This window comes from Micromonospora sp. NPDC005197, assembly GCF_040608295.1.
GTDB lineage: Bacteria > Actinomycetota > Actinomycetes > Mycobacteriales > Micromonosporaceae > Micromonospora.
Window position 1 is genome coordinate 20,769 of record NZ_JBEXHY010000068.1, and the last position, 9,271, is coordinate 30,039.

7 protein-coding genes are annotated in these 9,271 nt (G+C 72.4%); 1 reads left to right on the plus strand and 6 read right to left on the minus strand.

Annotated features, from left to right (window positions below):
- Nucleotides 1–33: 33 nt before the first annotated feature.
- The 3 genes from ABZU46_RS20910 to ABZU46_RS20920 all read right to left on the minus strand — a co-directional run bounded on the left by ABZU46_RS20910 (nucleotide 34) and on the right by ABZU46_RS20920 (nucleotide 3,053).
- Nucleotides 34–282, minus strand: coding sequence for a hypothetical protein (locus tag ABZU46_RS20910; RefSeq protein WP_354860307.1), 249 nt, complete (start codon nucleotides 280–282; stop codon nucleotides 34–36).
- Nucleotides 283–375: 93 nt separating this feature from the next.
- Entirely contained in the window at nucleotides 376–1,422 is a 1,047-nt protein-coding gene (locus ABZU46_RS20915) for a zinc-dependent alcohol dehydrogenase family protein (protein ID WP_354860309.1), read from the minus strand.
- A gap of 377 nt (nucleotides 1,423–1,799) precedes the next feature.
- Nucleotides 1,800–3,053, minus strand: coding sequence for a D-alanyl-D-alanine carboxypeptidase (locus ABZU46_RS20920; RefSeq protein ID WP_354860310.1), 1,254 nt, complete (start codon nucleotides 3,051–3,053; stop codon nucleotides 1,800–1,802).
- Between the two features lie 520 nt (nucleotides 3,054–3,573).
- Here ABZU46_RS20920 and ABZU46_RS20925 point away from each other — a divergent pair.
- The gene (locus ABZU46_RS20925) at nucleotides 3,574–4,842 is read left to right on the plus strand and encodes an Ig-like domain-containing protein (RefSeq protein ID WP_354860311.1); all 1,269 of its coding nucleotides are present in this window, start codon (nucleotides 3,574–3,576) and stop codon (nucleotides 4,840–4,842) included.
- A gap of 117 nt (nucleotides 4,843–4,959) precedes the next feature.
- Here ABZU46_RS20925 and ygiD read toward each other — a convergent pair whose 3' ends face one another.
- The 3 genes from ygiD to ABZU46_RS20940 all read right to left on the minus strand — a co-directional run bounded on the left by ygiD (nucleotide 4,960) and on the right by ABZU46_RS20940 (nucleotide 9,212).
- Nucleotides 4,960–5,841, minus strand: a complete 882-nt coding sequence (gene ygiD / locus ABZU46_RS20930; RefSeq protein WP_354860313.1) for a 4,5-DOPA dioxygenase extradiol — start codon at nucleotides 5,839–5,841, stop codon at nucleotides 4,960–4,962.
- A 195-nt stretch (nucleotides 5,842–6,036) separates the two neighbouring features.
- Nucleotides 6,037–7,554, minus strand: a complete 1,518-nt coding sequence (locus ABZU46_RS20935) for an FGGY family carbohydrate kinase (protein WP_354860315.1) — start codon at nucleotides 7,552–7,554, stop codon at nucleotides 6,037–6,039.
- Entirely contained in the window at nucleotides 7,551–9,212 is a 1,662-nt protein-coding gene (locus tag ABZU46_RS20940) for a glycerol-3-phosphate dehydrogenase/oxidase (protein WP_354860316.1), read from the minus strand. Before ABZU46_RS20940 ends, ABZU46_RS20935 begins: the two co-directional genes overlap by 4 nt.
- Between the last annotated feature and the right edge of the window lie 59 nt (nucleotides 9,213–9,271).

Here is a 9,271-nt window from a genome sequence, read left to right on the forward strand (position 1 = left end):
ACGGCGATCCTGATCGGCGGGCTGGTGGCACTGTCAGCGCCCGGTGGATTGACCTGCGGCGAGCAGCCGCTTGATCTCTGCGGCGGCCGGATGAGCCGGTGCGACGGCCAGAAAACGCCGCAGCGTCTGCTCCGCCTCGGCGGACCGGGAATCCGGCTCGCGGGCCAGGACCTCTCGGGCGGTTCGTTGCGCGCCGCTGCCGTCGCCGGCCCGCAGCAGCGCGAAGGCGAGCCGCAGCCGGATCCCATCGTCGGGCCGGTCCCGCAACGCCTCCTGGTACATCTCCCGGCCGTCCTCGGTGCCGCGGCGGCGAGCTACTCCGCGGCCTACGCGTACCTGGGACGTGTCCGCTGTCCGACCCGAGCGTCGTCCTGGTCAAGGCTGGACGATGCACATCCCGCCGGGGGCGGGCCGGTCCATTCCGGTCAGGGCGTCGGGCACCTCGGCGAGCCCGATGGTGCGGGTGATCAGCTCGGCGGGGCGCAGCACGCCGGCGGTGACCAGCCGGAGCAGTTCCGGGTAGGCGTGCGCGGCCATGCCGTGGCTGCCCCGCAGCTCCAGCTCGTACGCGATCACCAGGTCCATCGGCAGGGCCGGGCGGCCCTGGGCGGCGGGGAGGAGGCCGACCTGCACGTGCCGCCCGCGCCGCCGCAGGCTCTCGATCGAGGCGGTGCAGGTGGCGTGGCTGCCCAGGGCGTCGAGCGACAGGTGGGCGCCGCCGCCGGTCACCTCCCGGACGGCCGCGGCCACCGCGCCGGGCCCGGTGAGGGCAGAGCCGTCCAGACACACCGCGGCCCCGAAACGGCGGGCCAGATCGAGCGCGCCGGGGGCGACGTCGACCGCCACCACCTGCGCGCCGTAGGCCGCGGCGATCATCACCGCGGACAGCCCCACGCCGCCGCAGCCGTGCACCGCCACCCACTCGCCCGCGGCGACCCGCCCCTGGCCGACCACCGCGCGGAACGCCGTGGCGAACCGGCAGCCGAGCGCCGCCGCGGCCGGGTAGCCCAGCTCGTCGGGGAGCCGGACCAGGTTGACGTCGGCGTGCTGCACGGCCACGTACTCGGCGAACGAGCCCCAGTGGGTGAAGCCGGGCTGCGTCTGCCGCTCGCAGACCTGCTGGTCGCCGGAGAGGCAGGCCGGGCACTGCCCGCACGCGCAGACGAACGGCACGGTGACCCGGTCGCCGGGGTGCCAGCCGCGTACGCCGGCGCCGACCGCCGTGACCACGCCGGCGAACTCGTGGCCGGGCACGTGCGGCAGGCGGACGTCCGGGTCGTGCCCCTGCCAGCCGTGCCAGTCGCTGCGGCACAACCCGGTCGCCTCGACCCGGATGACGGCGCCCCCGGGCGGCGGCACCGGGTCCGGGACGTCGCGGACCTGGGGCCGGACACCGAACTCGTCGAAGATCACGGCACGCATGCGCCGCATCCTCACATGCGCCGGCCACCGCGCCCGACGGGGGGACCGAGCGGGAAATCGCGGGGATGGTGGCAGGGTGACGGCCGACGACCACCGGGGCGACATCATCGAGATCGGCGCGTGATGGCCATCGACACGGTCGCCGGCTGGATGGCGCGTGCCGTGCCCCGGGCCAGCGCCCGGGAATCCGGCTACCGCCCCCCGAGATGCACTGGTGCCTCGACTCGGCGGACTGGCCGAGCCTTCGCGGGCTGCACCCGAACATCTCGGAGGTGTCGGAGCTGCGGTCGCCGCGGGGCCGGGGTCCGCTGGGGTGGCTGCCGGCGAACGTCCACCGGATCCCGGTCCTGCGCGGGCGGCGCGCCGGCGTGGTCCGCCTACGGTTCGGACGGGGACGGGTCGGCCGCTGATCGCTCGCTCTGCGCGGTCCGGTCAGCTGCTTGCCGCATGGCCCTGCGCCACCGGGGCGCCGCCAGTAGCACGACGGCCAGGGCCGCGGCGGCGCCGAGGCCGAGGACCGCCGGGAAGGACAGCAGCGACCGGTCCCCGGCCTGACCGTGGTGCTCGCCCTCGCCGGCGGCCGCGGCATGATCGTCCGTCTTCTCGCCCGGGGTGACCAGGCGGCCGACGGACGCGCCGGGGGAGAGGGCGAAGCCCCAGTCGAGCAGGGCTCCCGCCTCGCCCAGGCTGCCCAGCGGCGCGGTCTCCGCGCCGAGCAGGGTCACCGCGAGCCGCCGCCCGTTGCGCTCGGCCACCCCGACGTACGTCTGTCGAGCCAGGTCGGTGAAGCCGGTCTTTCCGCCGAGCGTTCCCGGGTAGTGGTCCAGCAGCGTGTTGTCATGGGTGATGGCGAAGCCCGGGGTGCCCGCGTCGCCGGCTATCTGGGCCACCCGGGTCGCGATGTACCGCCGGAAGTCCTCGCGGGCGTAGGTGGCCCGCGCGATCAGCGCCAGGTCGTACGCGCTGGTGTACTGGCCGGGACCGTCCAGACCGGAGGGCGTCGCCGCGTGGGTCTGATTCGCGCGCAGCCGGTGCGCCTCGTTGTTCATCGCCTGCACCCCGCCCGGCCGGCCGGCGGCGGCGCCGCCGACGCGGGCCAGCACGTTGGCCGCGTCGTTGCCCGACTTGAGGAGCAGCCCCAGCCACAGGCTCTCGATCGAGTAGCGGCCACCCTCGACCACCCCCATCAGCGAGCTGGCCGGATCGAGATCCTGCAGATCAGCCCGGGTCACCTCGACCATCTGGGCCGGGTCCAGGCGGGGCATCAGGGCCGCGGCCAGCAGCATCTTCTGCACGCTGGCCGGCGTGCGGAGCTCGTGCGGGCCGCACCCGCCCAGCACCGCGCCACTGTCGAGGTCCGCCACGAGCCACGAGGTGGCCGTCACCGCCGGCGCCGTCGGCGCACCCACCGGAATGGCCAGGCCGGTCGTGGCCAGCGCGGCACCGCCGACCGCCCGATCGGCGGCACCGACCGGTGGTGGAGACGCTCCGGCGGGCGGCGGCACCGCCGGCTTCACGGCCGGGCAGGGCATGTCGGGCGTGGCGGCCGTGCGCGTCGGTGACCCGGCCACCAGAACCGGCGTGGCCAGGAAGGCGCTGAGTGCTACGGCGGTAACGCGAATGATGGTCACGTCAATGCACCGTAATTCGCCGATCTGGCGAGCCCAGCCGGGTTGCCGAAAGTAGTCCAGCGACGGCTCGAAATCCGCCACCGCAGCGGGCTCGCGTTCCTTCTGCTTCTTCGCGAAGCTTCCGCCCGACGGTCCGGCTTCATGGCAGCTTGGGGGGCGGCGGAGTGCCTGCCGGACGTGCCCGGCCCGGCGGCGATCCGTGCGCTGCTGGCGAACCGGCGCACGACGGTCGAGTCGCGCTCGATCCGGATCAGCCGGGAGTTGCGGGTGGCTCCCGGGCCGAGTCGCCGTAAGCGGAAGCGCCGGCGCAACGCGGCCGGGACGGGATGGGCGAGCAGTGGCGTACTCATTTTGTCGGAACGGTCACGAACGGAAATGACCGGGCCGGTTCACGCCATAAGGGAATGCGTGGTGAAAGGTTTCCGGAGCCTTGCGCGACGGTTCCGCTGAAATCGCCGCAGACATCTCTCCGCCGTGGTGAAAATGTGGGCAGAGGGAAAGCCATGAACGGGGGGACAATATGGAGCTGAGGCAGCGATTGAGGCTGCTGTCGGTGACCATCGCGGCCACGCCGTTGGTCCTGGCGGGATGCACCGCCGACCGCCTGCCGGGAGCCCGACAGGCGAACACGGCACCGCCGCAACTGACCGTGACACCCGGCGACCACGCGGGGGACGTGCCGGTCAGCGCGGAGGTGGGGGCCACCGTCAAGGACGGGAAGATCACCTCGGTGCGGTTGATTGACGACAAGGGTGCGCAGGTGCCGGCGGAGCCGCGGGAGGACGGGTCGAGCTGGGTGCCGGCCAAGCCGTTGCAGAATTCGCGGACGTACACGGCGGAGGTGACCGCGACCGGTGGCAAGGGCCGGACGACCACGCAGAGAACGACGTTCAGGACAATGGCGAAACCGGGCAACAGACAGGCCGTGACCACCGTCCTGAATTTCGCCGCAGACCAGACGTACGGGACGGCCATGCCGGTGGTGGTCACGTTCGACCCGGCGATTCCGAAGGAGGCCCGGGCGGACGTGCAGCGGCGGTTGTTCGTGAAGACGGATCCACCCCAGCCGGGGACCTGGTCCTGGCTGGACGACGGCAAGCAGGTCGAGTACCGGGCGCCCGACTTCTGGAAGCCGGGCACGAAGATCAGCGTGCGGAGCGCGCTGGAAGGGCTGCCGATCGGTAAGGACGCCATCGGCGACGCGGACCGGTCGGGCACCTCGAAGATCGGCCGGCAGGTGTCGCTGGACATCGACAACGCCACCAAGCAGATGGCGGTCTACCGGGACGGCAAGCTGCTGCGCAAGATTCCGGTCAGTCTCGGCAAGCCGAGCACACCGAGCTCCAGCGGCACCATGGTGGTCATGGAGAAGTTCGACTACACGACCTTCAACACTATGGGCGACCCGAATGGCGGTTACATCGTCGACGTCGAGGACGCCCAGCGGCTCACCAACGGCGGCGAGTTCATCCACGCCGCACCGTGGTCGGTGGGGGATCAGGGCAGCACCAACGTCTCGCACGGCTGCACCAACGTCTCCAACGAGAACGCCGACTGGCTGATGGGGATCACACAGGTCGGCGACCTGGTGACGGTCAAGGGCACCGAGGTGGCGCTGGATCCGGGCAACGGCTGGACGGCCTGGAATGTCGGCTGGGACGAGTTCGCCAAGGGCAGTGCGCTGCCCGTACCGGTCGGGCTGAGGCCCACGGTCACGGCCACTCCGCACCCGGGAGCGGTGGCCGGCGGGTCGGCGCCCGCCCCCACCCGCTCCAACAGCGGCGGCTGATCCGGTCGTACGCCTTCGCACGATCGCGCCGCGGCCTGCGATTCCGGACGCTCTCCGGCCGCAGGTCGCGGCGTTGTCAGCTCTGCGGGGCCACCTTCCGTCAGGTCGCGCGCAACCCTAGATGTTCGAGCCGTCGGCCGGCAGGTCGTCGGGCGGCTGTGGGGATCCGCCTTCGCCAGCTGCGTCGGGGCAGGGCAGCCCGAGGGTGTAAGCCGTCATCGACAACGATCCGTAGGCGTAGCCGTCCACGAGGACGTCAGTGTCCGGCGCGTCGGCGGTGGCGGCCAGACCGGCGAGGTAGAGCGCGGGAATGAAGTGATCCGGTGTCGGCACCGCGTGGCGGAAGTCGCGGTGGGTGTCGAGCGTCGCGAATTCGCCCGGATCGGTCAACATGCGGGTCTTGGCGTCCTCGTCGAAGCGCTGGGCCCAGTCGTAGCCGTCGTCGGTCAGCTTCCAGTCCATGCCGCGTAGGTTGTGCACGACGTTGCCGCTGGCGATGATGAGCACTCCGCGTTGTCTCAGTGGAGCGAGTTTGGCGCCGAGCTGGAAATGGTAGTCCAAGGGCTTGTCGGCGTTGATGCTGAGCTGTACGACCGGGACCGAGGCGTCCGGGAAAGCGTGCGTCAAGACAGACCAGGTGCCGTGGTCAATGCCCCAGCTGTCGAGGTCGGCGCCGACCCAGGTCGGGTGAACAGTGTCGCTGATCTCCGTAACCAGGTCGGGCAGCCCCGGCGCGGGGTACTCCACCTCGAACAACGCCTGCGGGAAGCCGTAGAAGTCGTGGATGGTCCGCGGCCGGGGCATCGCGGTGACGGCGGTGGCGTTGGTGTACCAGTGCGCGCTGATGACCAGGATGACACGGGGCCGCGGCACCGCGGCGCCGAACGCCCTCCACGAGGTGGTGTATCGGTTGACCTCGAGAGCGTTCATGGGGTTGCCATGGCCGATGAACGCGGCGGGCATCAGTGCACCTGAGCCGCCGGAGGTCTCTGCGGTCACGTCGGGCCCTTCCGGAGTCGCCGTCGGAGCGTCACCTGAAGTGTCGGGTAGATCTTCAGGGTAGACCGCTGACCGCCGGTCGACAGCGAACTCCGGATCGGACCCGCAGGGGGAGGAGGGTTGGTCGATTCGGTGTCTCGCACGCGGGGGCCGCCCCGTAGCGGGCTCCGGTGACCTGCAATCCCTGGGTGCACGTCAGGTCGTGCTGTAGCGCTCGACCTCCGACCACACGGAGGACATGCCGGCGAGACAGCGGTCGAACACCTGGGAGTGCGCAAGGTATGCGGCCCGGTCGGGTCCCGGGTACACGCACAGGTCGTCCTCGTCGTTGACGGTCCACGGCGGCACGTCGTGGGCAAGGGCGCCGGGTAGCAGGGAGGCGACTCCGCGGGCTCCCAGCTCGCTGGTGAGCTGGCGCCGGACGGGTCGCCCCAGCACGTCGGCGAAGATCTGCGCCCAGACCGTTGACCGGGCGCCTCCGCCGGCCAGCCGCCAGGGGCGGTCCCCGACGTCCGCGCCGCTGGCCAACACCCGGTCCAGCTGCACCCGGTGGTACTGGGCGACCCCCTCGATGACCGCTCGGGTGAGGTGGCCGCGGCGGTGATTGCTGGAGATGCCGAGGAAGGTGCCGGACGCCGACGGGTGCTCGGGCGAGCCGTTGACGAACGGTAGGAACAGCAGACCGTCCGCGCCGGGTGGCACGGTGGCCGCTTCCCGCAGGAGTTCCGCCGCGGCGACGCTGCCGACCTGGTCGTGCGCGACCCCGGCGCAGGCGAGCCACTCCAGGTTCGCCGCGGAGGTCGGCGCGACCTCCATGGCCAGCATCGTGGCCGGGTCGGGCATGAACGCGCTGAGGGTTACCTCGGGGGCGGGCGCACGCGCGGGGACGACGACGCCGTTGATCGCCCAGGTGCCGACGACGATCGTCCCATCCCCGACCTCCCGGCCCCCGGCGCCGAGGGTCGCCGCCACGCAGTCCATGCAACCCGCGATGACCGGCAGGCCCTCGGGGAGCCCGCTGCGGGCCGCGGCGGCGGCGCTCAGCCCGGCGACCACCGCGTCGGAGCGCCGCAGCGGCGGGAACCGGTCGAGGTCGGTGGCCGGCAGCCCGACGAGTTCGAGCGCCGTGGCGGTGTAGGCGCGGGTGCCGAGCGCGACCATGCCGGAGGCGCTGGCGTCGCTGTAGTCGGCGCTGGCCACGCCGGTGAGCTGCGAGGTGACCCAGTCCTTGCAGGAGAGGGCCCACCGGGTGGCCGCGTAGGCGTCGGCGTCGTTGTCCCGCAGCCAGCGCAGCAGGACGCTGGGCTGGGCGGCCCAGGGAATCGACCCGGTCTCCTCGGCCAGCCGGCGTGCCCCCTCCGGCGGGATGGCCTGGACGATCCGCTGGGCGCGGCTGTCCGAGGAGGCGATGGCCGGCCCCACCGGGCGCAGCGCCTCGTCGACCGGGTAGAGGCCGTTGCCGTGGGCGGCCACCCCGATGCCGGCCGGGGCGTACCCGTCGGCGGCCAGCTTGCCGGTGATCTCGCCGAGCAGTGACATCACCGTGTCGGCCAGCGCGGGCATGTCCACGTCATGACGGTGGGCGGTCACGCTGGTGCGTGGCGTGCGGGCGTGCACGACGACGAGCTCGCGGCCCTCGATGTCGAAGGCGGCCGCCTTGGTGGCGGTGAGCCCGACGTCGACCCCGAGGTAGCAGATGTGCGGTGTCGTCATGACGTCCTCCTGTCGCTGTTCGGGGTTGCCGCCGAGAGGTTCAGCGCGCGCGGGCGGAAGCGTCGCAGCTCGGCGTGGTAGGCGGCCACCTCGGCGCGGGCCCGTTCGTCGTCCCAGCCGAGATGCCGGACGGCGACGTCCGCGCAGGTCACGGCGGTCGACAGCGCCATGTCCGGGCCGAGGCCGATCAGGGTACGACGCAGCAGGACGTCTGCCAACGTCACGGCCCTCTCCTCGCGGAACGCCATGACGATCTCGGCGGCGACCGCGCCGCTCTGCTCGTCGACGACCTCGGCGAGTGATGGATCGGTGACGACGAGTTCGCGCACGCGGCGCGCCCGCACCCCGTACAGGTCGAGCAGCCGGGCCCGCTGGTCGCCGGTGAACGGGGTCGCCGAGCGCTGGAACTCCGCGCGGAACGTACGCCAGTCGGCGGTGTCGGCGCCGGGCAGCGGCCGGGTACGGGTGGTGCACCGTCCGCGGGGCCGGCCGAGCACCTTCAGCGCCGCGTCGGTGGCGTCCTCGGCGAGCGCCCGGTGGGTGGTCAGCTTGCCGCCGATGATCGACAGCAGTCCGGCGTACGCCGGCGCGTGGTCGAGCACTGTGTGCCCACGGCTGATCTTGGCGTTGTCCGAGACGCCGGCCGTGTGTGGCAGCGGGCGGATCCCGGCGACGCTGTAGAGCACGTCGGCCGGGGTGAGCTTGGCCTGCGGAATAATCCGGTTGGTCTCGTTGAGCAGGTACTCGATCTCGGCGTCGCTGGCGACGACCTCGTCGAGGTCCCCGTCGTAGGTGAGGTCGGTGCTGCCCAGGATGTAGCGACCCGCCCACGGGAAGATGAAGATCGGCCGCTGGTCGGCGGCGGCCTCGAAGAAGATGCAGGTGTCCGGGGCGCCGGGGAACGGGTCGAGGATGACGTGGCTGCCCTTGGTGCCGCCGTTGAGCCGCCGGCTCTCGACCTGTCCGCGTAGGATCTGGTCGATCCACGGCCCGGCGGCGTTCACGGTGAGCCGGGCTCGGATCCGCCCCTGCTGACCGGACCGGTTGTCCGTGGTCCGCACCCCGAGCACCCGGCCGTCTTCGACGATGAGCCCGGTCACCGTGGTGTAGGTCAGCACCCGCGCGCCCAGCCGTTCCGCGTCGAGCAGCAGTTCGACGCAGAGCCGCTCGGCCCACGGCACCTGCGCGTCGCGGAAGAGCACCCCGCCGCGCAGCCCGTCGCGCGACAGCTGCGGCCAGCGCTGACCGATCCGGCGGGCGGACAGGCCCCGGCTGATCCCGCGCCCGCGGCGGGCGGCCAGCACGTCAAAGGCCGCCAGGCCGAGCCGGACCAGCGGTCCCGGTCGGCTGTCGCGGGCGTAGGACGGGATGAGCATCGGGTAGTCGTGCACCAGGTGCGGGGCGGTGCGGAACAGCAGGTGGCGTTCGCGGATGGACTCGTTCACCAGGGTGAAGTCGTAGCGTTCGAGGTACTTCAGGCCACCGTGGATGAGCCGGCTCGACGTGCTCGTCGTACCGGCGCCGACGTCGCCCCGGTCCACGACGACCACACTCAGGCCGCGGTCGGCGGCGTCTCTGGCGATGGCAAGGCCGTTGATGCCGGCGCCGACGATGACGAGGTCGACGACGTCATAGGGTCCGGTCTGTGGCTGCGACATGAAGGCTCCCGGGGGTGTGGGGTGGGGGGGGGCGGCGGGGGGGGGGGGGGCCGCCCCCC